Genomic DNA, 24,504 nt, shown 5'->3' on the forward strand with positions numbered 1-24,504 from the left:
CGACCCGGTTGATCGGCGGCCCGCGAGCCGATTGAAGAACTATTTCGGAAGACGTACCACCACTCGCAGGCCGGGGTGAGCGTCGCCGAGGGTGACCGAACCGCGATGCCTGCGCACCAGCTCACGGACGATGGCAAGGCCGAGTCCGGAACCGCCGGCGTCGCGAGCGCGGGCGTCGTCGAGCCGGGTGAACCGCTGGAACACGCGCTCCCGGTCGGCCTCGGGGATGCCGGGACCGTCGTCGGCCACCTCGACCACGAGTGCCGCGCCGACGTCGAAGACCCGAACACCGACTCGGGATCGCTTGTGCCGCTCCGCGTTGTCCAGAAGGTTGGTGATCACCCGGGCCAGGGTGTCCGGTTCAGCCAGCGCCGGCAGCGGTGTGCCGGGGTCGTCGAAGACCACGTCGGGATAGCGTTCGGCGGCCTCCCCGACGAACTGGGCCAGGTCGATCTCCTCCAGGCGGGTGGTGATCACGCCTTCGTCGGAGCGGGCCAGCAGCAGCAGGTCGTCGACGAGGCGGGACAGCCGTTGCACGTCGGCGAGCAGGTCCTCGGCGAGTTCCGGCCAGTCGGTGTCGTCCGGCAGGTGCTGGGCGACCTCCAACTCGGTGCGCATGTTGGTCAGCGGGCTGCGCAGTTCGTGGGCGGCGTCGGCGACGAAGGCCCGCTGCCGGGCGCGGGCCGAGTCCAGGCGGTGCAGCATGTCGTTGAGGGTCACCGCGAGGCGGTGGATCTCGTCGCGGCCGTCCGGAACGGGTAGTCGCCCGGCCCGGGTGCCGCCGGTGATCTCCTCGGCGCCGGAGCGCAGCGCGTCGACCGGGCGCAGTGCCGCGCCGAGGGCCCGCCACAGTCCGAGCGCGAGCAGGATGATCAGCAGCGGGAAGCCGATCAGCAGGGTGATCCGCAGGACACGGACGCTCTGGGTGACCTGGTCGGTGGACTGGGCGACGAGGACCCGCAGCGGGGCGGTCGGCGGGCCGGCGGTGATCTGCACGACCCGGGCCTCCCCCTGGTAGCCGATCCGCTCGCCGGGGATGCGGCGGCTGTCGCCGTCCGCCAGGCCGGCGAGTTCACGCTGGTACAGCAGGGGCACCAGGCGGTCGGCGGTGGCCGAGACCGCACGGACCGCGTTGTTCTCGTCGATGACCTGGACCTGCACGCCGGGGGGAACCGGAATCGGGTTGGGCAGCGAACCCTGATCGACCAGGGCCGCCACGCCGCGGGCGGTGGTCATCGCCTCGCTGTGCACCGAGCGCATCTGGGCGTACCCGAGGACGGTCACCAGCAGCACCCCACCGGCGGCCAGGCCGAGGGTGAGCCCGGCGGCGGAGACGAGCAGGAGCCGGGCCCGCAGGCTCAGCTCTTTGACCCGGCGCAGCATCTAGCCGGCCGGGGTGACGATGGCGAGGCGGTAACCGGCGCCGCGGACCGTCTCCAGGCGCTCGCGGCCGATCTTGCGGCGCAGGTAGCCGGCGTAGACCTCGACCGCGTTCGGTGCCGTCTCCAGGGCGGCGTCCCACACGTGGTCGAGCAGTTCGGTCTTGGAGACGACCTGTCCGGGGCGGCGCATCAGGTATTCCAGCAGGGCGAACTCGCGCGCGGTCAGGGTCACCTCCGCGCCGCCGACGAGGACCCGGCGCTCGGCCGGATCCAGTTCGACGTCACCGAACGCGAGGACCACCGGGCGGGCCTGGGCACCGCGGCGCAGCAGGGCCCGCAGCCGGGCGAGCAGCACCACGTACGAGAAGGGTTTGGTCAGGTAGTCGTCGGCGCCGCAGTCGAGGCCGTCGGCCTGGTCGTACTCCCCGTCCTTGGCACTCAGCATCAGCACCGGCAGCCAGTGGCGTTCGGCCCGGAGCTGCCGCACCACCCGGTAGCCGGACAGGCGCGGCAGCATCACGTCGAGGATCATCGCGTCGTACCCGCCGTGGCGGGCCATCTCCAGGCCGTCCTGTCCGTCAGCGGCGATGTCCACCGCGAAACCCTCGGCCTGCAGGCCACGCCGCAGCGCAGCGGCGAGCCGCGCCTCGTCTTCCACTACCAGCAACCGCACCCCCACACCTTGGCACGCGGATCATCGGCACCGACAGCGGCTCTCAGGCAGTTCTCAGCGGCTCGGCGGCGCACCACCGGGGCCACCGCTCGGTGGCATCCCGCCCGGGCCGCCGCTGGGCCCTCCCCCGCCGGGTGCCGCTCCCCCGCCGGAGGGTGTGGTCGTGGTGTCCACCCCGACCTCCAGGGAGGCGGCGAACCCACTGGTCACGTCCCCGGTGACGGTGGCCAACTGCAGGGCCCCGGAGTCCTCGCCGAACACGTTGTCGGAGTCGAGCGAGACCTGGGCGAGGTTGGTGACCGAGTCCTCGTACCCGGTCTGCTTGAAGACCTCGTCGCAGATGTCCTTCGGCAACGCCACCTGCGAGGTGGCGACGGCGTTCGTGGATTCGGTGATGCTCGCCTGGTCGGGGTAGACCTCGAAGTGGATGTGCGGCCACCGTCCGCTGTAGCAGGCCGGGAAGATGCTGGTGAAGGTCACCTTCCCGGCCGAGTCGGCGATCTGCACGCCGCGCAGGTAGTTCTCGGCGGTGATGCCGGTGGAGTAGAGGGAGTAGTCGCCGTCCCGGTTGCAGTGCCAGAGGTAGACAGCCACCCCCGCGAAGGCCGCCGCCGACTCGGCCAGGTTCTTGATGGTCAGCGTGATCGTCATCGGGACGCCCTCGGCGACGCCTTTGGCGTCACCGAAGCTGGACCGGATGTCACTGCGGACCACGCCGCTCTCGGTGAGCACGTTGGGGCCGTTCGACCCGTCACCGGGGTACGGGCCCGCGGTCTCGTCCGGGATCTCGCTGAGCGCGGTGCTGGACGTCCCCGCGGAGGTACTGGTGGTGGTGGGTGTCTCTTCCTCGCCACCGCAGCCGGCCAGGCCGAGCGCGACCGCCCCGATCCCGAACGCCCGCAGCACCTGCCGGCGCCGCATGGTCCCGAGGTCGAAGCCGAGGCCCTGGTCGAACACTTCCTCGTCGGGTTTGGGCAGCTCACGGCCCTCGTACATAGTCATCTGAATCTCCTTTTGTCCTGAATAATCCTATCTGCCGCTGATCCCCTAGGGGGAGCTCTCAGCCGGATCACAGCGGGCCCACGGCACGATGGGACACAGAGATTCGGGAGGTGGACATCGTGTCCGTACTGAGGTCCAGGCCTGCACTGCGCTGGCTGGTTCCGTCCGCTGCGGCGATCGTGGTCATCGGCGGCGGCGCGGCGGCTGGAACGATCGTGGCGAACGCCGAACCGGGACTGCCCGAGCGCAGTGCCGCTCAACTACTCGTCGACCTGCAGGGTGCCGAGATCGACGGGCTCTCCGGCACCGTGGTGCAGAGCTCCGACCTGGGGCTGCCGGGCATCGCGGGGCTGCTCGGGAACGTTCAGGGCTCCGGATCAGGCGGGCTGACCAGCCTGATCTCCGGCAGCAACACCGCCCGCGTGTGGTACGCCGGTGAGCAGAAGGCCCGGTTCGCGCTGCTCGGGACGAGCGGCGAGACCGACGTCATCCGCAACGGCACCGACGTGTGGGTGTGGGAGAGCTCGGCGAACACCGGCACCCATTTCAAGCTGCCGGCCGGCAAGGCAGGCGACAAGCAGGAAGCGCCGGCCAGTGAGGTGCCGACGACACCGCAGGCGGCCGCCGACGCGGCTCTCGCGGCGATCGACCCGACCACCGCGGTGACGACGACCGGCGCGGCCCAGGTGGCCGGACGGGACGCCTACGAGCTGGTGCTCAGCCCGAAGGACACCGATTCGCTGGTCGGGCAGGTGCGCCTGGCGATCGACGCGCAGGAGCACATCCCGCTGCGGGTCGACGTCTACGCGAAGAACACCACCAAACCGGCGTTCCGGGTGGCGTTCGAGCAGATCAGCTTCGACGTCCCGGCGGACGAGCAGTTCACGTTCAACCCGCCGCCCGGCGCGAAGGTCGAAGAGGGAACCGCTCCGGCCGCGGCTCTGGAGCACCAGGGCAAGCCGGACTCCGCCGAGGCCGAGAAGGCCCTCACGGAGGCCCGCAAGGGTGGTGACGGTCTCAAGGTCGTCGGCGAGGGCTGGACGACGATCCTGGTGACCGAGGGCGGCCCGAGCAAGGCCGAGCTGGAGAAGGTCACCGGCGACGCGAAGTCGGAGTCCGGTGAGGGCGCCGACGCCGCGAAGATGGCCGAGGACTTCCTGGGCACGTTCCAGAAGGTCAGCGGTTCCTGGGGCACCGGCCGGCTGCTGAGCGGTTCGCTCTTCACCGTGCTGCTCACCGACGACGGCCGGGTTCTGGCCGGCGCGGTGACACCGGAGGCGCTGTACAAGGCCGCCGCGTAACAGATTTCACCCCGGCGAGGCCCTCACCGCAGTGCGGTGGGGGCCTCGTTCAATGTGCGGATCGTCGGCACACCCGCGTCCGGGTGGGCGCCGTAGCGGTCCAGCAGGATCGCGGGCAGCCCGGCGGCCAGCGCGCCGTGCACGTCCTTCGCCAGCGAGTCACCGATCATCAGCGCCTGCTCCGGGGCGACGCCGAGCAGGGCGAGGGCATGGTGGAAGGCGCGCGGATCCGGTTTACCGGCGGGCAGGGCAGAGGACGCGATGAGTACGTCGACAGCGCTCGCGAGCCCGGTCCGCTCCAGCTTGTCGCGCTGCTGGTCCTCGTCCCCGTTGGTCAGCACGGCCACGATCCGGCCCGCGTCCCGGAACCGGTGCAGCGTGGGCAGAGCGTCGTCGTAGGCGGTCCAGCCGGCCTCGTACCGTTCCAGGTAACCGGCGAACAGCGCGTCGGCGTCGGCGTCGGACAGCTCCCGGCCGAGGAACTCCCGCACCCGCTCCCGGCGCTGCCCCTGGAACGTGATCTCCCGGCGCTGCCAGCGGGCGTAGTGCCGCTCCGAGACGGCGGCCCACCTGTCGTAGACCCCGGCGTCCTCGATGCCCTGGGCCGCCGCCCACCCGACAGCGGCGGCCCGGGCTGCGGTCACCTGGTCCACGAGGGTTTCGTCCAGGTCGAACAGCACGGCTCTCATTCGGCGGCTCCCGCGGTCAGCAGTCCGGCCAGCAGTCCGGCGGACAGGGCCAGAGTGGACCACTGCGGGTACACCGCGTACCAGCAGAGGACGTGGACCGATCCGCTCGCGGCGACCAGACCGGCACCGACCGCGCGGCGGGTGCGGGCCGGCAGCAGGCCCAGGCAGATCCACGGCAGGCGGCCGGCCGGGATCAGCACCCGCAGCGCCAGCCCGGCGGTGACCAGCGCCATCACCAGCGCCGCGCCGCGCGCCAGCAGCAGCGACGGCTCCCACCAGCGGCCACCCAGGGCGAGCAGCGCCACCAGCGGGACACCCGCCAGCAGACCACGGCGCAAGCCCGCCAGCAGACCACGGACCGGCCAGGTCAGGGCCGGTGCGCCGTACCGCTCGGGGTGGTCGGCGGCCAACTGCCGCAAGCCGCGCATCGCGTCCCGGACCTGCATCTTCTCGGCGTCGAGCAGTGCCATCATCCAGCGGCCCTCGGCGTCCTCCGGATCCTGCGCCAGGGCGCGGGAGGTGGCCGCGCGGGCGGCGTCCCGGCGGCCGGCGTTGCGTTCCACCTCGGCCAGGGTCATCAGGTCCGGCACCGAGTGCGGCGCGATGGTGATGGCCCGCCCGGCCGCTTCCCGGGCCGCACCGAAGTCCTTGCGCACGGTCAGGCAACGGGCCAGCACCCGGTGCGGTTCCGGCCGCCACGGGTCCAACCGGACCGCTTCCCGGGCCGCCGTCAGGGCCTCGGCCCAGCGGGCGAGCCCCAGCAGGCACTCGGCCCGTTCGATGTGGGCGACCGCGTGCCCGGGCGCCACCGCGACGGCCGCGTCCGCGAACTCCAGGGCGGCCCCGAAGTCACCCCGTAGCCGCCGTAGCCCGGCGAGCAGGCCCAGCAGCTCCGGGTCGGCGGGTGTCGTCACCAGACCGATCCGGACCGCCTCCTCGGCCTGGTCCAGCCGGCCCACGTCGGCGAGTGCCCGTGCCCGGGCGGCGGCACTCAACGGATCTTGCGCTTTTTGAGGTAGGCGGCCAGGTCGTCGTACTCGCCGCTCTCGTTGGCGAACATCGCCACGTTGCGGGCGGTGCTGAACCAGGCGTCCGTGGACGGGCGGACCTCCTTCGCCGCGGCCAGCATGTCCGCCTGGTTGATCATGCGGATCTCGCCGGAGGCGATCGAGTCGCGCATCGCGTACTCGGCGGCCGTCTCGCACAGGTGCGCCAGGTCGGCGCCGGAGTGGTGCTCGGTGGCGGCGGCGACCGCGTCCAGGTCGATCCCGGCGACCGGGCGGTCCCGCAGGTGGTACTCCAGGATGGCGGCGCGGGCCGGGCGGTCCGGCGGCAGCACCAGCACGGTCCGGTCCAGGCGTCCCGGCCGCCGCAACGCCGAGTCCACATCCCACGGTGCGTTGGTGGCGGCCAGCACGAACACGCCGTCGTTGCCGCCGTCCACCCCGTCCAGTTCGGTCAACAGCTGATTGACGACGGTACGCATGGACGACTGCAGTTGACTGCGCTTGTGGCCGAGGGCGTCGATCTCGTCCAGGAACAGCACACACGGCGAGTGCCCGCGCGCCGACTCGAACAGGTCGTGCAGGTTGCGTTCGGAACTGCCGATCCACATGTTGAGCACGTCGGTGATGCTCAGTGAGATGAACGAGGCGCCCATCTCGCCGGCGACCGCCCGCGCCAGGAACGTCTTGCCACATCCGGGCGGGCCGTACAGCAGCAGGCCGCCGCGCAGGCTCTTACCGAACAGCGAGCGCATCTTCGGGTTCCGCAGCGGGCCCAGGAACGACACTTCGAGGCGCTTCTTCACGTCGGTCATGCCGCCGACGTCGGCGAGTGTCACCGGCGGCCGTTCCACGTCGAAGACCCGGTCCTCGGTGCCACGAACCGGATCCGGTTCCCCGTCGCCTCGCGCGAACCGCGGCGGAACCACGTCCCCGAACTGCTCCTCCATCGCCGCCCAGTCCACCGGCTTGCCCGCGCCGGGCTTTCCCGCGCCGAGGTCGGCCGAACCGGCGTCCGACGCGGGCACGGTTGCGGGCGGTGTCTCTTCTTCCGGCCCCGATTGCGGTACGACCGGAGCAGGGCCGCCGAGAGCACGGCTCATCAACTGCTGCGCTGTGGTGTTTCCCGGCTCGCGGGCCAGGATCTGAGCGGCGTGCCCGATCGCCTCCGCACCCCGGCCGGCCGCCACCAGCATCTCGGCGAGGTGCAGCCGCAACGTGAGGTCGTCGGGCCGCGCCTCGACGGCGGCGGCCAGGCTGTTGATCAAGGCATCGCTCATGACACGCGATTATGCCCGCATCACGCCGCGGGCCAGCACTCCCGTCAAGCGCGGACCGTGATTTTCGCCTCCTGACGGGATCTGGCGTAGCCTCCGCAGGTCGGCCGGATTCCGTGACACCCGTCACAGGATTGCCGGACCGCCCAAGAAGTTGACCGACAGTCGCGTCCGATAGCCCCTGCCTGCGGTTATACGGCCGGAGCCGCCGGAGGACCCGGTACCGGCGACGCGGCCGGGGGTGCGGCCTCCGGTTACGCTCCGCGGGCGGCCGTCCAAAGCCGGAGGGCCGCCGGCCGCTGCGCTGGGTAATGTCGCCCGGCGGTGGTGCTGTCGTCAATGACGCCGGGTGAAACGGACGGACCCGGCGGGAAACGAGGAAACTGTGCCGATCACTCCCGCTGACATCCACAACATGGACTTCAGGAGGCCGCCGATCGGGAAACGCGGCTACGACGAGGAGGAGGTCGACGCGTTCCTGGACGAGGCGAGCCAGGAACTGGTCCGGCTGATCGAGGAGAACAGTGCTCTCTCCGACCGGCTGCGCCGCGACGGCGCTCCCGACCTGGCCGCGACGACCGTGCTGAACGGCGACGCGGCCGAACTGATGGAGCTGACCGCTCGCCTCCGTCAGCTCCGCGACGGCCTGTCCCGCGCCGAACACGACGCCCGCGACATGCAGGTGCAGCTAGAACGCGCTCGTGACCAGGCCCGCTCGGCGCCCCCGCCGAAGCAGGCGATGCCCGCCGACAACGACCGGGTGCTGATGATGGCGCAGCGCACGGCCGAGGAACACGTCCGCGACGCCCAGATGGAGTCGGACGTGCTGCTGTCCGACGCCCGCGCGAAAGCCGACCAGGTGACCGGTGACGCCCGGCGCACCGCCGGCGCGATCGAGGCCGACGCCCAGCGCAACCACTCGGACGCGATGGACGGACTGGCCCGTGACCGGGCGGCGGCTCTCGACGAGATCGACCGGCTCGGCCAGCTGGCCGTCGGTTACCGCTCCGCTCTGGACCACCACGTCCACCGTCAGCTGGAGGACCTGGACGGTTCCCCCGGCATCCCCCCGAACCAGCCCTGACGATCACGACCGGCCGCGCCACGGGTCAGCGGCCGGTCAGAGTACGGAAGAACGTCGTCACGTCGGCGGTGAACAGGGTGGGGACCTCCAGGGCCGGGAAGTGACCGCCCCGGGGGAATTCCGTCCAATGGTGGATGTCGTTGGTGCGGGCCGCGATCGGGCGGATCGACTGGACGATGTCGCCGGGGAGGACCGCTACACCGAGCGGGACCGGGAGCGGGGGCTGCGGTCCCGCCAGGGTGGATTCCTTCACGATGCGGGCCGCTGTGCCCGCGGTGCGGAACAGCCAGTGGTGGGCGACGTTCGCCACGATCCGGTCGTCGGGGACCGGGGTGGCCGGGTCGGCCCACGTGTCGAACTTCTCCGCCATGAACGCCAGCAGACCGGCCGGTGAGTCGGTCAGCGCGTAGGCCGGGGTCTGCGGGGTCGCCGCGAACAGGATCTGGTGCGGGTGCCGGTTCGCGGCCAGGTGCATGGTCTTCGCCAGCCGGGCCTCCTCGACGGGGGTCAGGTTCTCCGCGGTGCCCGGCGTCGGCAGGTAGTTGACGTGCACACCGACGACCCGGCCGGGGGCCAGTGTGCCGAGACTGCGGGAGATTCCGGAGCCCCAGTCGCCGCCCTGGGCGCCGAAGCGTGGGTAACCCAGCTCGGTCATCAGGGCCGCCCAGGCGCGGGCCACCCGGTCCACACCCCAGGATCGGGTGGTGGGGCCGGACAGCCCGAAGCCGGGGATCGCCGGGGCCACCACGTGGAAGTGCTCGGACAGCGGGCCGATCACGTCCAGGAACTCGACGGTGGAGCCGGGCCAGCCGTGCGTCAGCAGCAGCGGCAGCGCGTGCGGGTCGGTGGACCGGGTGTGGAAGAAGTGGACGCGGTCGCCGTCGAGCTCGGTGCTCTGGTGCGGTACGGCGTTGAGCTCGGCCTCGTGGGCCCGCCAGTCGAAGCGCTGCCAGTGGCTGGCGAGGGCGCGGACCCGGTCGAGGGTGATGCCGTAGCCGGCGGGGGCGTCGGCGGGCCAGCGGGTGCGGGCGAGGCGGTCGGTCAGGTCGTCGAGTTCGGACTGGGCCACCCGGATATCGTTCATGGCACTAACGTTAGTCGCATAAACGTTAGTGCGTCCAATGCTATTGTCGGCGGGTGGATCATCTACCGAGCTGGCTGCTGAACCAGGTCTCCGCACACGCGCAGCGGCTCATCGCCGAAGGGTTCGCCGCCACCGGGGCCCGGGGCTATCACTTCCGGCTGCTGGATTCGCTTGTCACCGACGGGCCCGCCAGTCAGGCGGCGCTCGGGCGGCGCACCGGGATCCACCTGAGCGATCTGGTGGGGGCGCTCAACGAGCTGGAGTCGGCGGGGTTCGTGCGGCGCGCACCCGACCCGGCGGACAAGCGGCGCAACGTGGTGTCGGTGACCGGGACCGGCCGGGAGCGGGCCGCCGAGCTGAGCGAGCGGGTGGCAGCGATCCAGGAGGAGCTGCTGGCGCCGCTGTCGCGGCCCGAGCGGGATCAACTGACCGGGCTGCTGCGGCGGCTACTGGAGCATCACGGGACGCCGGCGACGGACCGCTCACGCCCGGCGGCCGCGTCGCGGCCGGAAGGGGACGCCTGGCTCGCGGGGTAGTCCGGGACTGTCGGTAGGCGTACCAGAAAAAGAAAGAAGACCGCCGTCAGCGAACGACGGCGGTCTCCCCGGAGGGTTTCGATCTAGCCGGGCCGGCGGTAACCGGCGATCGGACCGCGATCGATGGTCGCCATCCGCACGTAGTCGCCCGTGTGCGGCGCGTGCACCACCATGCCACCACCGATGTAGATGGAGACGTGGTGCACGTCGGACCAGTAGAAGACCAGGTCGCCCGGCTTCAGCTCGTCCCGGCTGACCGGTGTCCCGGAACCGTACTGATCCTTCGTGTAGTGCTCGAGATGCACGCCGACCGAACCCCAGGCCTCCTGCGTCAAACCCGAGCAGTCGTAGCTGTTCGGGCCGTTGGAGCCGAAGACGTAGGGCTTGCCGATCAGGTCACACGCCTTCTGGGCGGCACGGCCACCCTTGTCGTTCGTGTAAGTGACCGGGCACGGACCGGTGCGCAGCGGGCCGTCGGACGCGTCCGTGTCACCGTAGGCGGCGAGACGGAGCTTCTGGAGCTTGGTGATCTCCTTCTCGATGTCCGTCTTCTTGCCCTGGAGATCGGTGTCGCGAACCGCGATCTCGGCTTCGATCTGGTCGATCGAGGCCTTGTCGGCGGCGTACTTGTCCCGCAGCTTCGAGACCTCCGCGATCGAGGCCTTCCGGTTGCTGGCGAGCTGGTCCAGCAGCGTGAGCTTGTCGGCCAGCCCGTCCGGGTCCCCGGACAGGATCGCGGTCGCCACTGTGGGCGGCCCCTGGATGTACGCGTCGACCGCCAGGCCGCGTACCTCCACCATCGCGGCGTCCACCTGCTTCTGCAGCGGGGCGAGCGTCTTCGCCAGTGACTTCTGCTGCTTGCGCAGTTTGGTCAGCTTGGTGTGGTTGCCGTTGTAGTCCTCGATGACGGGCTCGAGCGTGTTCCACGCCTTGTCGATCTGATCCTCGACGGCACCCGGAGAGGGTGCGGCGTAGGCGGCGGATGGCCCCGTGACGACGATGCCCACGGTGGCCACCACGGCCACCAGCAGGTTGCGCATGCGCTTCACGTCAGGTGCGTTTTCCTTTCTTCCCGTTCAGCCGCCGACCGGGTTAGCTGACGGGTTCGGGCGGGAAGTCTGCCCGGCCACTCAGTGGCTGCACCCCAGGTACTCGGTTCCCCGGCTCGCGACAACGCGATTAGGCGGTGGTCCGCCAGATCGGCCGGGTGACCGATGGGGGGCTGGTCGAACCGGGGTTCACCGTACTCGGATCATGGGCGCAAATGAAGGTCGCACAACCGGCCGAACTGTACGCACAGTGACGCTTGCGAAGAGTCACTAGAAGGGCCAGGCAGTCAATGCCCGCGCCAACCAGGGAACGACAACGATCACTGTGGGTAGTACCAGCAGGCCGGCGGCGGCGGTCGTGCCGGCCACCGTCCACGCCGCCGAGCTGACGGCCGGGCCGTCGGTCAAACGGGCCAGCCGACGGCGCCGGGATTCACCCTCCGGGTCGGCGGTCACCTCCTCCGCCAGGGGGACGGCGTCGGTGAGCCGTTCCAGCGCGGCCCGCAGCGGCCCGGAACCGGTCCGGCGGCGTGCGGCGTCGTCCGCGACCATCTCCAGCAGCAGGTGCACGGCGTCCAGCGGCACCTTGGACCGCAGCGGGCCGGGCACCGCCTGATAGAACGCGGTGAACGACTCCATCACCAGCTCGTGTTTGTGCCGCAGGTGGGCGCGCTCGTGGGCGAGGACCGCGTCGACCTGCGCCCGGTCCAGCACTCGCAGCACCCCGTCACTGAGGACCACCCGCGGGTCCCGGCCGGGCACGCAGTAGGCGAGCGGCAGCGGCGCGTCGAGCACCCGCACCTCTCCCCCGCCCAGGTCCTCGTGGCGTTCCACCCGGTCGAGGAGGTCGACGAGCATCCGGTGCCGGTCGCGGCGGGCCCGGGCCCGGGACGTGACCCGGACCAGCGAGACGATCAGCCGGATCACGATGGTGGCGGCCACCACCAGGGAGAAGAGCAGGGCCGCGACGGTCTCCGGATGCCGGGCTCCGGCCGCGCGGGAGGCCTCCTCCGGGGCGGCCAGGACCACACCCAGCGCGCAGAGCACGGCGGTCAGGGTCAGTGACTGCCACAGCAGCACACCGGCGACCGGGGCCCGATCGGTCCAGCGGGCGGTCGCCAGCAGCTTCGGCGCGAGCAGCGAGAGCGTCAACCCGAGGGCGCCGAGCAGAAGGGCGGTCACCGCTCGATGTTACGGGCCTTGTCGATCGCGAGCTTCAGGGCTTCGGGTGGTAATTGGCCGACGAAGTACGCCAGGGCGGCGTCGCGGTCGGGGGTGGAGCTGAGAGCGTCGAGCATCACACCCGCGGTCATCTCCTCGCGGGTCTGCGCGGGGGCGTACCGATAGGCGCGGTCGGCTTTCTGCTGGGTGACGAGGCCCTTCTTGGCGAGCCGGTCCAGGACGGTCATCACGGTGGTGTACGCCAGGTCGCGGTCACGGGTGAGCAGCTCGAACACCTGCCGGACGGTGAGGGCCTCGCCCGCGTCCCACAGTTTCGCCATGACCTCCCGCTCGAGGTCGTTCCTTGCCATGTGGGCCACTCTACTTCAAGTTGTCGTACTACACGTCGTAGTATCTACTACGAATCGTCGTAGAGGGGTTCCCATGGACGTGCTCGATCTGACCCGGCTGCAGTTCGCGGTCGTGACGATCTACCACTATCTGTTCGTCCCGGTGTCGATCTGCCTGTCCGCCACCGCGGCCGGCTTCCAGCTCACGTGGATGCGGACCGGCCGTGACAAGTACCTGCACCTGACCAAGTTCACCGGCAAGCTGCTGATCGTCACGTTCGCGGTCGGCGTGGTCACCGGCCTCGTGCAGGAGTTCCAGTTCGGGCTCGGGTGGAGCGCGTTCGCCCGGTTCTACGGTGACGTCTTCGGGCCGACCCTGGCGATCGAGGGCATGCTCGCGTTCTTCCTCGAAGCCACGTTCCTGGCCCTGTGGTACTTCGGCTGGGACCGGCTGCCGCGCCGCATCCACGCGGCCACCATCGTGGTCGTCGCGGTCGGGACGTTGCTGTCGGCGTACATCATCCTGGCCGCCAACTCGTTCATGCAGAACCCGGTCGCCTACGCCCTCGACCCGGAGACCGGACGCGCGCACCTGACCAGCTTCACCGACCTGATGACCAACGAGGTGGTACTCGCGGCGTTCCCGCACACCATGGGCGGCGCGGCGATGGCCGGTGGCGGGCTGCTGATGGCGATCGGGATCTGGCGCGCTTCAGCTGACACCGCGTTCCGCACCCTGTCCCGGGTCGGCGCGTGGACCGTGCTGATCGGCGGGGCCGTCACCGCGATCAGCGGCGACCACCTCGGCAAGGTGATGACGGCCGTGCAGCCGATGAAGATGGCCGCCGCCGAAGCGCTCTACGAGACCACCACGTCGGCGCCGTTCTCGGTCTTCGCCATCGGCGAGCTGGGGCACGACCGGCCGTTCTTCAGCATCGAGATCCCCGGACTGCTGTCGTTCCTGGGCACCGGGTCGTTCAGCGGCACCGTCCAGGGCATCGACGACCTGCAAGCCTCTTACACCGCGTTGTACGGGCCGGGAAGCTATGTCCCGATGATCCCGGTCGCGTTCTGGACGTTCCGGCTGATGATGGGCGCCGGGATCCTGGCGATGGCCCTCGCCGCCTTCCACCTGTGGCGGATGGAGGACACCCGATGGAACCGGGTCGTCCCCGGTGCCCTCACCCGGCTGCTGCCCGGCTTCCTCAAACCCGCCCTCGGCACCCCGGCCTGGCTGCGGCGATTCGTCCTGCTCGCCCCGGTCCTGCCCGCCGCGGCCAACACCTTCGGCTGGATCTTCACCGAGACGGCCCGGCAGCCGTGGCTGGCGTTCGGCATCTCCAAGGTGTCCGACGGCATCTCCCCCGGGCTCACCAGCCCTGAGGTGATCGCGTCGCTGGCCGGTTTCACGCTGGTCTACGGCCTGCTCGCGATCGTCTGGTACCGCCTGGTCGTTCACCTCTCCCGTCAGCCGCTGACACCTTCGGTTTCTTCTTCGGAGGAACCCGAGCCGGTCCCCTCGTACTAGGAGCACTCGGTGATCACGTTCTGGTTCGCGGTCCTCGTCCTCGCCTGGGTGCTCTACTTCGTCCTCGAGGGCTTCGACTTCGGCGTCGGCATTCTCGGTCCCGTCCTCGGGCGCGACGAGCACGAACGAGGAGCGATCGTCCGTACGGTCGGCCCGTTCTGGGACGGCAACGAGGTCTGGCTGGTGGCCGCCGTCGGGGTCACGTTCGCCGCCTTCCCCGACTGGTACGCCGCCCTGATGTCCGCTCTCTACCTGCCGATGGTGCTGATCCTGCTGCTCCTGGCGATCCGCGGAGCGGCCCTGGAGTTCCGCGGCAAACACGACTCGCCCTCCTGGCGGCGCCGCGCCGACCTGCTGCTGGCGTACAGCTCCGGCGGCATCGTGCTGCTCTGGGGCGCCGTCCTCGGCATCCTCGTCGACGGTCTCGCGCTGCGGGCCGACGGCGAGGTCACCGGCACCGGCCTGGCCCGCAGCCTCGGCCCACTGTTCTCCCCCGCCGCCGGCCTGGGCGCACTGGCCGCCCTGCTCGCCGCGATCCTGCTGGGCGCCACCTTCCTGTCGCTGCGCACCACCGGCCCGGTCCGCCGCCGGGCCCGTGACGTCGCCCGGCACACCGCGACCGGCGGGGCGGTCGCCCTGCTGCTGATCGGATTCGGTACCGGCAACCGGCTGGCGCTGGCCGCGGCCGCCCTGGTCTTCGTGGCCGGTCTGCAGGCCCGCCGCAACCGCGAGGCCACCTCGTTCGCGGCCGTCGCGGTCACCGTCACCGCCGCCGTGGTCGCCGTGTTCACGGTGCACGGCGACGTGGTCCTGCGCAGCACGCTGAACCCGGCCTGGTCGCTGACCCGCGAGTCGGCGGCGTCCGGCCCCGAGGCCCTGAAACTGCTCACCGTCGCCGGTGTCCTGATCCTGCCCGGGGTGATCGTCTACCAGCTCTGGTCCTACTGGGTCTTCCGCCGCCGCGTAGCCAGCGAACGAGTCGCCTCGTGACCACGACGCTCTCCCCGCCCGCTCTCGCCTCGCCGCCCGCCGCTACCGCGCCCCGCGTCGCCAAAGGCCCGATCGATCGACGGCTGCTGCGGCACGCCCGCGCCAGCCGGGCCGGAATCGCGGTCCTGGCGCTGATCGGAATCGGACAGGCCGCAGCGACGATCACGATCGCGGTGGCGCTCACCTGGATCGTGGCCGGAACCGGCTTCCTGACCGGTTCCGTCGGCGGTCCGCCCGGCACCGGCTTCTCCTGGATCGGCTTCTCCCGGATCGGCGAGAGCACGGCCGGTGCCGGAACGACGGGTTCGGCCGGCGGACCCGCGTGGGGCTGGGCGGTCGGTCTGCTGGCCGGAGCATTCGCGGTTCGAGGGCTGCTGGCCTGGGCCGAGCAGGTGGTGGCCCAGCGAACCGCCGCCCTGGTCACCGACGAACTCCGGCAGTCGCTGCTGGACCGGATCGTCGAACGCGGTCCGGCTTGGGTGGCGGCCTACGGCTCCGGGCGCCTGAGCACCGTCCTCGGCACCGGCCTCGAAGCGCTGCGCCCGTGGTTCTCCGGCTACCTGCCCGCCCTGGTGCTCGGCGTCCTGCTGCCCCCGCTGGTCGTCGTGATCATGGCGTTCGTGGACCCGGCGTCGGCGGTGATCGCCCTGTTCACCCTGCCGCTGATCCCAGTACTCGGCGCCCTGATCGGCTGGGCCACGAAAGCCCGCGCCGAACAGCGCTGGGCGGCCGACGCGCGCCTGGCCGGCCACTTCCTGGACGTGGTGCGAGGCCTGGCGACCCTGAAGATGTACGGCCGGGCCGAACGCCAGACCGGTGTCATCGCCGACCTGACCGACCGGCACCGGACCGCGACCCTGCGCGTCCTGCGGGTCGCTTTCCTCTCGTCCACCGCCCTGGACCTGGTCGGCACCCTGTCGGTGGGCCTGATCGCGGTCCAGGCCGGCTTGCGGGTGGCGGCCGGTGACATGCCGCTGGGCCCGGCCCTGCTGGTGATCCTGCTGGCCCCGGAGGCGTTCCGCCCGCTCCGCGAGATGGCGGCCCGCTACCACGCCTCCACCGACGCGGGCGCCGTGATCGCCGACGTCGACGAGATCCTCACCGCCCCCACCGGCCCAGACCCCGAGATCCTCGCTGTTCCTACTGGCCCAGACCCCGAGATCCTCGCTGTTCCTGCTGGCCAGGGCCCCGGGACGAGCGACGAGGTCGGGACGGTTCGCCGGTCGGTGCGACAGATCTTCGGGGACGCCCGCGGACGGTGGGGGGTTCGGGCCGTGGGCCTGCGGGCCCGCTATCCGGGAGTGACCGATGACGCGGTCCGGCTGGACGAGCTGACCGTTCACACCGGCGAGACCGTCGCCCTGCGGGGCGTATCCGGGGCCGGGAAGACCACCACGCTGCGAGTCCTCGCCGGACTGCACCCGGCCGAAACGGGAGCCGTCGCGGTCGGGCGCGTCTTCTATCTGCCACAACGGCCGGCGCTTCCGCATGCCCGCACCGCCGCCGAGGCCTTTCCGCCGGAGACCACCGGAGAACAGGTCCGCTCCGCTCTCCGGCTCACCGGGCTGGCCGAGGAGATCACCCCGGAGACCGCGCTCGGGGAGCAGGCGGCCGGCATCTCGTCCGGTCAGCGCCAGCGCCTGGCCCTGGCCGTACTGCTGCACCGGGCCGGACAGGCCCTGACCCAGCCGGGCGAACACGACTCCGCACCGGTGGTGACGTTGCTACTGGACGAGCCGACCGCCCACCTCGATCACAGCGCCGAACAGCTCGTGATCGGACGGCTGCGGGAGTTCGCCGCCCGGGGATGCGCGGTTCTGGTGGTGGCACACCGGCCCGCACTGCTGGCCGCCGCCGACCGGGTAGTCGAGCTGCGGCCACCGTCCGCCGGAATCCCGATCGGTGGCCGGGTCACCGCCACCGTCCGGCCTGACGACGAACTCCCGTCCTGGTCAGGCACCACTGAAACCGCCTGGGACGGTTCTCGGGCACCGCTGCCCCGACCCGTGCCACCCCGTTCCTTCGCTGTGGGAGCGTCATTCCAGATCGGCTCAGCTGACGCCGATCCTGGGACCGGCAAGACCAGGACCAACGCGGATGCCGGGCCCGAGGCCAGACCCAAAGCCGGACCCGGGACCGGGACCGAGGGCTCGGCGGGAACCGGGACCGCGGGCTCGGCCGGGCGGTGGGGGTGGCTGCGGCGGCCGGGAACAGCGGCCGCGCTGGGCGCCGGGTCGTCGCTGGCCGGGATCCTGCTGACCGGGGCCGCGGCCTGGCTGCTGGTGCGGGCTTCGGCGCTGCCGCCGGTGCTCAGCCTGTCGGCGGCCGTGGTGCTGGTCCGGGGCAGTGCGGTCGCCCGGCCGCTGCTGCGTTATCTGGAACGGCTCGTCGCGCACGATGTGGCGTTCGCGCGGCTCGGCAGGCGACGGGCCAAGGTCTACGCCGACCTGATTCCGCATGTTCCGGGACCACGGCTGCACCGGCGCGGGGATCTGCTGACCCGGCTCGTCGACGACGTGGACGCCCGAGTGGATGGGCTGCTCCGCGGGCGGCTGCCGGTGGCCTCAGCGGTCGGGACCGGGGTGGTCTGCCTGACTGTGGTGGGGTGGATGGCTCCGGCGGTGGCGATACCACTCGCGGTCGGACTGCTCGTCGCCGGGATGCTGGCTCCGGCGGTGGCCGCCTGGCACGCGGACCGGCAGGAGGCGGCGACCGGTGCCGCCCGGTCGGCGCTGCGGGACGCGATGGTCGAGACCGTCGACGGGGTCGAGGAGCTGGGTGGGGGCGGCGGGCGTCCCGGCGTACCCCGGCAGCGAAGCCGGAACCTCGCGAACCTGGAGGCGCGTGCCGCCAAAGAGGCCGGACTCGCCGCGGCGATAGCCCACCTCGGGTGGGCCGCCGCGGTCGCCGGGGTCGCGATCGTCCTCGCGCGGGGTGGACTGTCCGCCGAGTGGAGTGCGGTACTGCTGCTCGGGACGGTCGTACTCGGCGAGACGATCGTCGGCCTGCCGGAGGCCGCGGTCGCCCGGCGCCGGGCCGCCGGCGCCGAACACCGGGTGACCGCGCTGACCGAACGCCGAGTGACCATGCCAACCGCGAACACCACCCCGGCCGGTTCGAAAGCCGGACCGGGTGACGGGCGAGACGGCGGACCGGATGACGGACCGGAACGCGGACCGGATGACGGGCTGCGGATGGGCGAGGTCCGGGTCGGCGGGCTTGTCGCGGGCTGGAACCCGGACCGGGATCCGGTGCTTGACAGTCTTGAGCTACGGCTGGCCCCCGGTTCACGAACCGCGATCACCGGGACCTCGGGCTGCGGGAAGTCGACACTCGCCGCAGTGCTCTCGGGACTGCTCACACCCCGCGACGGCGACGTGAGCGCAGGCGGGCGGACGGTTCTGGTCGGTGAGGACACCGGACATGTCTTCGCGTCGACCGTACGAGAGAATCTCCGTCTGGCCGCACCCACCGCGACCGACCCGCAGTTGTGGCAGGTCCTGCACCGGGTCGGGCTGGACGGGCTGGACCTGGACACCTGGCTGGGGACCGCGGGCGCCACGATCTCCGGCGGGCAGCGACGGCGGCTGGCGACGGCGCGGGCACTGCTGGCCGATCCGGCGGTGCTGATCCTGGACGAGCCGACCGAGGGCATCGACGAGGCGGGCGGCCGGGAGTTGATGGCCGACCTGCTGGGGGCTGCCGACGGGCGTACCGTGCTGGTGATCGCGCATCGCGCGGAAGGTCTGGACCTGGTCGGCCGGATCCTGAACCTGGAAGCGGGCAAACTGCGAAATGTCCGAATGGACTGATCGGTCCGTTAAAGTGAACTTATGGCACGGACGCCCGCCCCGGGAACCCGGGACACGATCCTCACCGCGGCCGCCGGGCTCTTCTACGAATACGGCGTCCGGGCCGTCGGAATGGCCCAGGTCGTCGAGGTCGCCGGCTGTGGCAAGAACCTGCTCTACAAGCATTTTCCCAGCAAGGCGGACCTCGCGGCGGCCTACCTCACTCTAGCCCGCCGCGAGCGCGAACGTACCGTCAAAGAAGCCCTGCGCTGGGCCGGCACCCCCGCCGACAGCCTGCTCGCGCTGGTCAACGAGATCGCCGACTCGGTCACCCGCCCCGGCTACCGGGGTTGCGCGTTCCGCAACTACCTGACCGAGTTCCCCGGCGAGACCGACGAACCGGCTCAGGTCGCCCTGACGTTCCTCGCCGACGCCCGCGCCCAGATGGACCGCCTCGTCATCGGCGCCGGCGGCGACGACCTGCTCGCCGACCGCATCTGGCTGATCGTGAACGGACTGCACACCGGCCCGCCCGCACAGGCTCAGGTAGCCGTCGATTGGATCAAGGACATGATTTCTTCGGTACGAGTGACCGAAGCCCCGTAACGTCCGCGCGATGCAGGCGGCACTCCGGGCCGACCCGCGACCGCCGGGCCGAATGCGGTGGTCAACCCCACCACACCGTGACCGCCCGCGCCTTCTGCGCCACCGAGTCGGGCACCAGCTCGGCGACCCAGGCGTGCACATCCCCGGCCGGCGCGCTGGTGACCACCTGCACCCGATCACTGAACGGCCACTCGCCACCACCCGGAACCACACTGATGCCGACCAGCACATCGGTGACGTCGGCCCGGTCCCGCACCCGGCGCAGCGTGGCATAGAACGCCGGCACCCCCGGATGCTCGCTCAGGTTCCCACCGATCGAGCCGTGGTCGTCGTTGTCCTCGAAGAACAGTTCGAGGCTGACCAGCGGTTCCCGCCCGTCTCCCTCGTCCTGCCGTTCGATCTCGGTCAGCAGCTCAGCCAGCACCCCGACAGAATCGCATCCCGGCAGGCGCCCCGGACGGCGAACGCCGGTCACGGCCAGGGCGCGGGCTCCGGGCCGGCCGACGCCGAAGGCCCGTACGGGGTGTGCCCGGCCCGGAAATACCGCAGGTGCCGGACACAGGCGATCAGCACCCGCTCGAACATCTCCGGCTCGTCCTCCATCCGCCCCTGATACCGCTCGGGATGCTCCTCGACCTGCAGGTCACTGATGACGTCACCGGTGACGCGGGCCTCGTACACCTGAATCCCGGTCCACGACCGCCACAACCGCAGCACCCCACCGTCGTCCAGATGCGCCATCCAGCGGATGTCCATGTCGTACCGTCCCAGCCCGTCCCGCAGCAACCCGGCCGTGTCCGCGTCGAGCACCAGCCCCGGATCCACCTCCACCGGTTGCAACGCCAGAGCCGCCTGAGTCTCGGCCGCATCAGCCTCGGTGAACAGTGGACGCAGATCATCCTGAACGCTCATACCGCCATTCTCAGCCGCACAGCACCCCGAACTCACCATCGGCCGCCCCGGTTTCACCACCCCAGGTGAGTCCTGGCCGACAGCTCGGCCGGAAGGTGACGTCGCCGTCCTCGGTGCTCAGGGTCATGATGCCGTCGAGGTAGGTGTACGGACTCAGCTCCGGATAGAAAGTCACGGATATTCCTACCAGGAGTGCGACAGACTGCGGTATGCGTACGTTCGATGATCTCGTGGTTGACGGGCTTGCCGGAGAGGTCGGCGGCTGGGGTTTCGGCTGGCTGGACGGGCGGGCCACGGAGGAACGGCCACCGTGGGGTTACGCGCGGCGACTCGCCGGCCGGCTGCGACAGGCGACGGCGGCGCTCGACATCGACACCGGCGGCGGGGAGGTCATCGGCGAGATGCCGGTGCTGCCACCACGGATGGTCGTCACCGAGGGCTGGCCGCCGAACGCTGAACGGGCGCGGCGCCTGCCCGGAGTCGAGGTCGTCGAAACCGTGCCGGGCGAGCGGCTCCCGCTCCGGGACGGCGAGTTCGACCTGGTCAGCAGCCGCCATCCGGTGAAACCGGACTTCGCGGAGATCGCCCGGGTGCTGAAGCCGGGCGGCGTCTACTTCGCGCAGCACGTCGGGCCGGGGTCGGCGTTCGCGCTGATCGAGTGGTTCCTCGGCCCGGTTCCGGCACACGCGCGCGATCCGGAACGGGAGGCCGCCGAGGCTCGGACCGCGGGACTCGACGTCGTCCGGTTGGAGACGGCCCGGTGCCGGATGGAGTTCTTCGACCTCGGCGCGGTCGTCTGGATCCTGCGCAAGTGCGTGTGGTGGGTACCGGACTTCTCGGTCGAGCGTTACCGGCCGGAACTGGTGAAGCTGGACGCGTACATCCGGGCGCACGGCGTGTTCACCGCCCACTCCACGCGGACCCTGATCGAGGCCCGCGCGTAACGTCCCCGGCATGTCGATGCACGAGATCGAGGACCTGGTGCAGACCTCGGTCGAACTCCTGGACCGGCACCACCCGGCCGATGACGGGCGGCTGCGGGACTGGTTCACGGCGCTGTTCGCGTTCCAGAACGACTACGACTGTTCGCACACCCAGCACCGGGTGATGGAGATCCTGATCCGGCGCGGGCACACGGTGCGGTTCCCGATCGCGGAGCATCCGGACTACGCGGCGCGGAAGGACTTCTTCGACGGCATCGAGGAGTTCACCCCGCTGCGGGAGTTCGGCGCGGACGAACAGGAGTTCGCGGGCGAGCTGGAGGACGGCTATGTCGACCCGCCGTGGCTGTACTGCGAGGCGGCCACCGCGCTGTGGCAGCGGATGAACTGCCCGGCCACGACGGAGGCGCCGCTGTTGGAGGTGGTGGTCGCCGTGGCGGAGGCGGCCGAGCGGGACGGTGACGCCGAACTGATCGGCTGCTGGTGGTCACTCGGGTGGCAGGCGCTCGTGGGTGGCCAGCCGTTCTCACCGGAGGAACTGGCCGCGACGCCCGGGGTGGCCGAGTTGCGGGCGATCGTGCGGCGTACCGGCGCCCAGGGGTTCGGTTCCCGCCCGTCCGAGGAACAGCTGGAGCTGATGGGCGACGAACTCGAAACCTGGTGGTATCGGCTCTGACCAAACCCGGCCACTCGGCCTCGACGCCGATGTCCCGGCCGAGCACTGGCGGATCCTGCTGGATTATCTGACCGCGCCCGGCCCCGCCCCGGCGCTGACCCCACCCGGCCGCCTGACCGGCCTGCGCTTGACCGCCACCGACCTGGATTGGTCAGCGGGCGAGGGCTCCCTGGTCAGCGGCCCAACGGAAGCCCTCGGCATGGCCGCCGCCGGCCGCCCGGCCGCACTCAGCGACCTGTCCGGCCCCGGAGTCGAACTGCTCAGCGCCCGCCTCTGATCCGATCAGGATCTCCGGGGTGACGCCGGCGTTCTGGGAGATCGCCTCACGGACCTGCCAGGCCGGGTCGGTGGCCAGCGTCCGCACCGCGGCATGCGGCGCGCCCGGGCGGGCGGCAACGGCGACCCGAACGGTACGGGACGGGTCTGCCGCCGGCACCGTCAACTCCCCGGAACCCGTGTTCGGATCGTGGCCGCCTGCACCTTCTTTCTGATCATGGAGTGACGGTAGACGGCGTCGTTACATTCGAAACTGTGAGCACACCGGAACCGCCGGTCCTCCCCGGCCTGGTCCGGTCGACCACTGGAGGCCCGTGATGCGGCTGACCGAGATGAGTGCCACCGGGTTTCGGACGACGGTGGCCGAGTTCCGGCGGCCGGCGGGTGGGCTACGCTGGGTTGTCATCCCGACCATCCACATGGGGCATCCGGACTATTACTGGACGATCTGGCAGCGGCTGCAGTCGTCGCAGGCGGTGATCGCCGAGCGGTACGACGGGCCCAGTTCGACCGGTCTCGCCTACGCCAACGCCATGCGCCTGGCTCGGCAGCGGGCCAGCCGGGACATCGTTCACCAGGACATCGACTACGGCGCGCTGGGCGTACCGATCATCTTCCCGGACGCCCTGCCCGACCTGATCGCCGACCCGGACCGGGTGATGCCCCGTGACGAGCGGATCGGCGCGACGGTCCTGACCCCGTTCCTGGCCTGGGAGATGGCCAGGTCCGGGGACGACTGGCTGAGCGGCACCGATCTGAACATCCACGACCACACGGTCTTCGCCCGCGAACCGGCCGACGTCGAACGGGACGAACTGCTGATCGGGGTGATCCGCGAGATCGACACCGAGTTCGCCGCCGAGGACATGGAGGTGGCGATCGTCTTCGGTGCCGCGCACACTCCGCTCGTGGTCCGGGAACTGACCGGGAACCTCGGGCACCGGGTTCTGCCCGGTGCCCGATGGCTCACCGCCGTCGACTACGAGGAGGCTCCTTACCTGCGCAAACCTCCGTTGGACGGCTGGATGGACTTCTGAGCGAACCAGCCGTCGGGGCGCAGCGCGGCGAACCGCTCACCGATCAGCCGGTGGGTCTCGGCGTCGGGGTGCAGCCGGTCCGGGAGCGGGTGCTCGGCGGAGTCCGGCTCGCCGTAGAGGTCCAGTCCGTTCAGGAGGAACAGGTTCGGGTCGGTGGCGGCCCGCTGGGTGACGATGCGGGCCAGTTCGTCGCGGATGACCCGCAGGGTGAGCCGACCGGGCGCGGGTTCGCCGGTGGCGCGGAACAGCACCTCGCCCGCCCGCAACGCGTCCATGTCGAAGGCGCCGGGCCCCGGGGTGTCCTCGTGGATCGGGCAGTGGATCGGGGAGACGACCAGCAGCGGAGTGTCCGGATGCCCGTCGCGGATGGTGTCCAGGAAGCCGTGCACGGCCGGGCCGAAGGCGCGCAACCGCATCAGGTCCGCGTTCACCAGGTTGATGCCGATCTTGACGCTGATCAGGTCGGCGGGCGTGTCACGCATGGTCCGGGCGGTGAACGGGTCCAGCAGAGCGCTGCCGCCGAGACCGAGATTGATCAGCTCCAGGCCGGCGGCGGCGGCCGCCACGGCCGGCCAGATGCCGCTGGGGGTGGTGGCGTTGGAACCGTGGCTGATCGAACTGCCGTGGTGCAGCCAGACCGGACGGCCGGACGGCGGCACCGCCTCGACCGGAGCGTCGGTGCGGAGCGCGACCAGTTCGGTGATCTCGTTGTGCGGCAGCCAGATCTCAACGGTCTTGTCAGCGCCGACGCCGACGTCTGCGTCGGTCAGGCCGGTGAAGGTGACCGTCCCCGGCTGGCCGGGCTGGCGATCGGCGGCACCGGTCGCCAGGTCGACGGTGATGACCGTGGCGGTAGGCGCGCTCGCCTGCCCGGCCAGACGGCCGTCGATCAGCAGGTCGTAGACACCGTGCGGCCGCTCCGGCAGCCCGGTGAACGCCCGCCGGGTGGCGAGCGTGTCCAACTCGACGACGGTGGCGCGGGTACGGAAGACCAGCCGGACTCCGGACGGCTGGGCCTCGACCATGGCCAGCTGCGGATCACTGGTCTGGGCACGGGCCCAGGCGGGCAGCCGGTGCGGCAGCAGGCCGTGCTCGGTGGTCTCCAGCTCGGCGGCGCCGAACAGCAGGTCAGCGGTGATCGGGGTGGTGATCATG

25 protein-coding genes and 1 riboswitch are annotated in these 24,504 nt (G+C 71.1%); of the genes, 10 read left to right on the forward strand and 15 right to left on the reverse strand.

All coding sequences use genetic code 11. The features are described 5' to 3' along the window. Nucleotides 1–39 precede the first annotated feature (39 nt). Genes BLU81_RS17550 through BLU81_RS17560 form a run of 3 tightly spaced genes read right to left on the reverse strand, consistent with a single transcriptional unit; the run spans nt 40 to nt 3,057 of the window. Nucleotides 40–1,383 carry a sensor histidine kinase gene (locus BLU81_RS17550; RefSeq protein ID WP_092545661.1) on the reverse strand — a complete coding sequence of 448 codons (1,344 nt, stop codon included), beginning with the start codon at nt 1,381–1,383 and terminating at the stop codon, nt 40–42. After that, on the reverse strand, nt 1,384–2,055 hold the full coding sequence (locus BLU81_RS17555; protein WP_092557236.1) for a response regulator transcription factor: 672 nt from the start codon (nt 2,053–2,055) through the stop codon (nt 1,384–1,386). 54 nt (nt 2,056–2,109) lie between these two features. Beyond that, entirely contained in the window at nt 2,110–3,057 is a 948-nt protein-coding gene (locus tag BLU81_RS17560) for an intradiol ring-cleavage dioxygenase (protein WP_092545662.1), read from the reverse strand. 119 nt (nt 3,058–3,176) lie between these two features. Here BLU81_RS17560 and BLU81_RS17565 point away from each other — a divergent pair, with 119 nt between their 5' ends. Then, nucleotides 3,177–4,358, forward strand: coding sequence for a LolA family protein (locus BLU81_RS17565; RefSeq protein WP_092557238.1), 1,182 nt, complete (start codon nt 3,177–3,179; stop codon nt 4,356–4,358). A gap of 23 nt (nt 4,359–4,381) precedes the next feature. Here the strand turns inward: BLU81_RS17565 and BLU81_RS17570 are convergent, their stop codons facing one another. Genes BLU81_RS17570 through BLU81_RS17580 form a run of 3 tightly spaced genes read right to left on the reverse strand, consistent with a single transcriptional unit; the run spans nt 4,382 to nt 7,331 of the window. Further along, nucleotides 4,382–5,047, reverse strand: a complete 666-nt coding sequence (locus BLU81_RS17570) for an HAD family hydrolase (RefSeq protein WP_092545663.1) — start codon at nt 5,045–5,047, stop codon at nt 4,382–4,384. Further along, entirely contained in the window at nt 5,044–6,042 is a 999-nt protein-coding gene (locus tag BLU81_RS17575; protein WP_172890567.1) for a tetratricopeptide repeat protein, read from the reverse strand. Before BLU81_RS17575 ends, BLU81_RS17570 begins: the two co-directional genes overlap by 4 nt. After that, nucleotides 6,039–7,331 (reverse strand): ATP-binding protein, encoded by a 1,293-nt coding sequence (locus BLU81_RS17580; RefSeq protein ID WP_092545665.1) that lies wholly within the window; start codon nt 7,329–7,331, stop codon nt 6,039–6,041. The genes BLU81_RS17575 and BLU81_RS17580 overlap by 4 nt, the downstream gene beginning before the upstream one ends. A 382-nt stretch (nt 7,332–7,713) precedes the next feature. On the opposite strand from BLU81_RS17580, the gene BLU81_RS17585 reads away from it, so the two are divergent. Continuing rightward, the gene (locus tag BLU81_RS17585) at nt 7,714–8,412 is read left to right on the forward strand and encodes a DivIVA domain-containing protein (protein WP_092557240.1); all 699 of its coding nucleotides are present in this window, start codon (nt 7,714–7,716) and stop codon (nt 8,410–8,412) included. Nucleotides 8,413–8,437: 25 nt separating this feature from the next. On the opposite strand, the gene BLU81_RS17590 is transcribed toward BLU81_RS17585, so the two are convergent. Further along, on the reverse strand, nt 8,438–9,496 hold the full coding sequence (locus BLU81_RS17590; protein ID WP_092545666.1) for an epoxide hydrolase family protein: 1,059 nt from the start codon (nt 9,494–9,496) through the stop codon (nt 8,438–8,440). A gap of 53 nt (nt 9,497–9,549) precedes the next feature. Here BLU81_RS17590 and BLU81_RS17595 point away from each other — a divergent pair, with 53 nt between their 5' ends. Beyond that, nucleotides 9,550–10,032, forward strand: coding sequence for a MarR family winged helix-turn-helix transcriptional regulator (locus tag BLU81_RS17595; RefSeq protein WP_092545667.1), 483 nt, complete (start codon nt 9,550–9,552; stop codon nt 10,030–10,032). 83 nt (nt 10,033–10,115) lie between these two features. Here BLU81_RS17595 and BLU81_RS17600 read toward each other — a convergent pair whose 3' ends face one another. From BLU81_RS17600 to BLU81_RS17610, 3 genes are all read right to left on the reverse strand, one after another. After that, nucleotides 10,116–11,072 (reverse strand): C40 family peptidase, encoded by a 957-nt coding sequence (locus BLU81_RS17600; protein WP_092557242.1) that lies wholly within the window; start codon nt 11,070–11,072, stop codon nt 10,116–10,118. 26 nt (nt 11,073–11,098) lie between these two features. Further along, nucleotides 11,099–11,228: riboswitch (cyclic di-AMP (ydaO/yuaA leader) on the reverse strand. Between the two features lie 123 nt (nt 11,229–11,351). After that, nucleotides 11,352–12,263 carry a M56 family metallopeptidase gene (locus tag BLU81_RS17605; protein WP_092545668.1) on the reverse strand — a complete coding sequence of 304 codons (912 nt, stop codon included), beginning with the start codon at nt 12,261–12,263 and terminating at the stop codon, nt 11,352–11,354. Next, nucleotides 12,260–12,613: a BlaI/MecI/CopY family transcriptional regulator gene (locus BLU81_RS17610; protein ID WP_092545669.1), complete on the reverse strand. Its 354-nt coding sequence runs from the start codon at nt 12,611–12,613 to the stop codon at nt 12,260–12,262. The genes BLU81_RS17605 and BLU81_RS17610 overlap by 4 nt, the downstream gene beginning before the upstream one ends. Nucleotides 12,614–12,686: 73 nt before the next feature. Here BLU81_RS17610 and BLU81_RS17615 point away from each other — a divergent pair, with 73 nt between their 5' ends. Genes BLU81_RS17615 through BLU81_RS17630 form a run of 4 tightly spaced genes read left to right on the forward strand, consistent with a single transcriptional unit; the run spans nt 12,687 to nt 19,507 of the window. Continuing rightward, nucleotides 12,687–14,120: a cytochrome ubiquinol oxidase subunit I gene (locus BLU81_RS17615; protein ID WP_092545670.1), complete on the forward strand. Its 1,434-nt coding sequence runs from the start codon at nt 12,687–12,689 to the stop codon at nt 14,118–14,120. A 9-nt stretch (nt 14,121–14,129) separates the two neighbouring features. Then, nucleotides 14,130–15,110: a cytochrome d ubiquinol oxidase subunit II gene (gene cydB / locus BLU81_RS17620; protein WP_092545671.1), complete on the forward strand. Its 981-nt coding sequence runs from the start codon at nt 14,130–14,132 to the stop codon at nt 15,108–15,110. After that, entirely contained in the window at nt 15,107–18,922 is a 3,816-nt protein-coding gene (cydC, locus tag BLU81_RS17625; protein WP_092545672.1) for a thiol reductant ABC exporter subunit CydC, read from the forward strand. The genes cydB and cydC overlap by 4 nt, the downstream gene beginning before the upstream one ends. A 21-nt stretch (nt 18,923–18,943) precedes the next feature. Beyond that, nucleotides 18,944–19,507, forward strand: a complete 564-nt coding sequence (locus BLU81_RS17630; protein WP_092545673.1) for a TetR/AcrR family transcriptional regulator — start codon at nt 18,944–18,946, stop codon at nt 19,505–19,507. A 61-nt stretch (nt 19,508–19,568) separates the two neighbouring features. Here the strand turns inward: BLU81_RS17630 and BLU81_RS17635 are convergent, their stop codons facing one another. Genes BLU81_RS17635 through BLU81_RS48365 form a run of 3 tightly spaced genes read right to left on the reverse strand, consistent with a single transcriptional unit; the run spans nt 19,569 to nt 20,594 of the window. After that, complete coding sequence (locus BLU81_RS17635) at nt 19,569–19,931, reverse strand: hypothetical protein (protein ID WP_092545674.1); 363 nt, start codon at nt 19,929–19,931, stop codon at nt 19,569–19,571. Between the two features lie 47 nt (nt 19,932–19,978). Further along, nucleotides 19,979–20,419, reverse strand: coding sequence for a hypothetical protein (locus BLU81_RS17640; RefSeq protein WP_092545675.1), 441 nt, complete (start codon nt 20,417–20,419; stop codon nt 19,979–19,981). Between the two features lie 10 nt (nt 20,420–20,429). Then, nucleotides 20,430–20,594, reverse strand: a complete 165-nt coding sequence (locus BLU81_RS48365; protein ID WP_157751658.1) for a hypothetical protein — start codon at nt 20,592–20,594, stop codon at nt 20,430–20,432. 34 nt (nt 20,595–20,628) lie between these two features. On the opposite strand from BLU81_RS48365, the gene BLU81_RS17645 reads away from it, so the two are divergent. After that, nucleotides 20,629–21,363 (forward strand): class I SAM-dependent methyltransferase, encoded by a 735-nt coding sequence (locus BLU81_RS17645; protein ID WP_092545676.1) that lies wholly within the window; start codon nt 20,629–20,631, stop codon nt 21,361–21,363. 10 nt (nt 21,364–21,373) lie between these two features. After that, on the forward strand, nt 21,374–22,036 hold the full coding sequence (locus BLU81_RS17650) for a hypothetical protein (RefSeq protein WP_092545677.1): 663 nt from the start codon (nt 21,374–21,376) through the stop codon (nt 22,034–22,036). 151 nt (nt 22,037–22,187) lie between these two features. On the opposite strand, the gene BLU81_RS17655 is transcribed toward BLU81_RS17650, so the two are convergent. Continuing rightward, nucleotides 22,188–22,472: a hypothetical protein gene (locus BLU81_RS17655; protein ID WP_172890569.1), complete on the reverse strand. Its 285-nt coding sequence runs from the start codon at nt 22,470–22,472 to the stop codon at nt 22,188–22,190. 157 nt (nt 22,473–22,629) lie between these two features. Here BLU81_RS17655 and BLU81_RS17660 point away from each other — a divergent pair, with 157 nt between their 5' ends. After that, complete coding sequence (locus tag BLU81_RS17660; protein ID WP_092545679.1) at nt 22,630–23,349, forward strand: hypothetical protein; 720 nt, start codon at nt 22,630–22,632, stop codon at nt 23,347–23,349. Here BLU81_RS17660 and BLU81_RS17665 read toward each other — a convergent pair. Then, nucleotides 23,307–24,503, reverse strand: coding sequence for a GDSL-type esterase/lipase family protein (locus BLU81_RS17665; protein WP_092545680.1), 1,197 nt, complete (start codon nt 24,501–24,503; stop codon nt 23,307–23,309). The two genes, BLU81_RS17660 and BLU81_RS17665, sit on opposite strands and share 43 nt — an antisense overlap. Nucleotide 24,504 lies beyond the last annotated feature (1 nt).

It is taken from the genome of Actinoplanes derwentensis (assembly GCF_900104725.1).
GTDB lineage: Bacteria > Actinomycetota > Actinomycetes > Mycobacteriales > Micromonosporaceae > Actinoplanes > Actinoplanes derwentensis.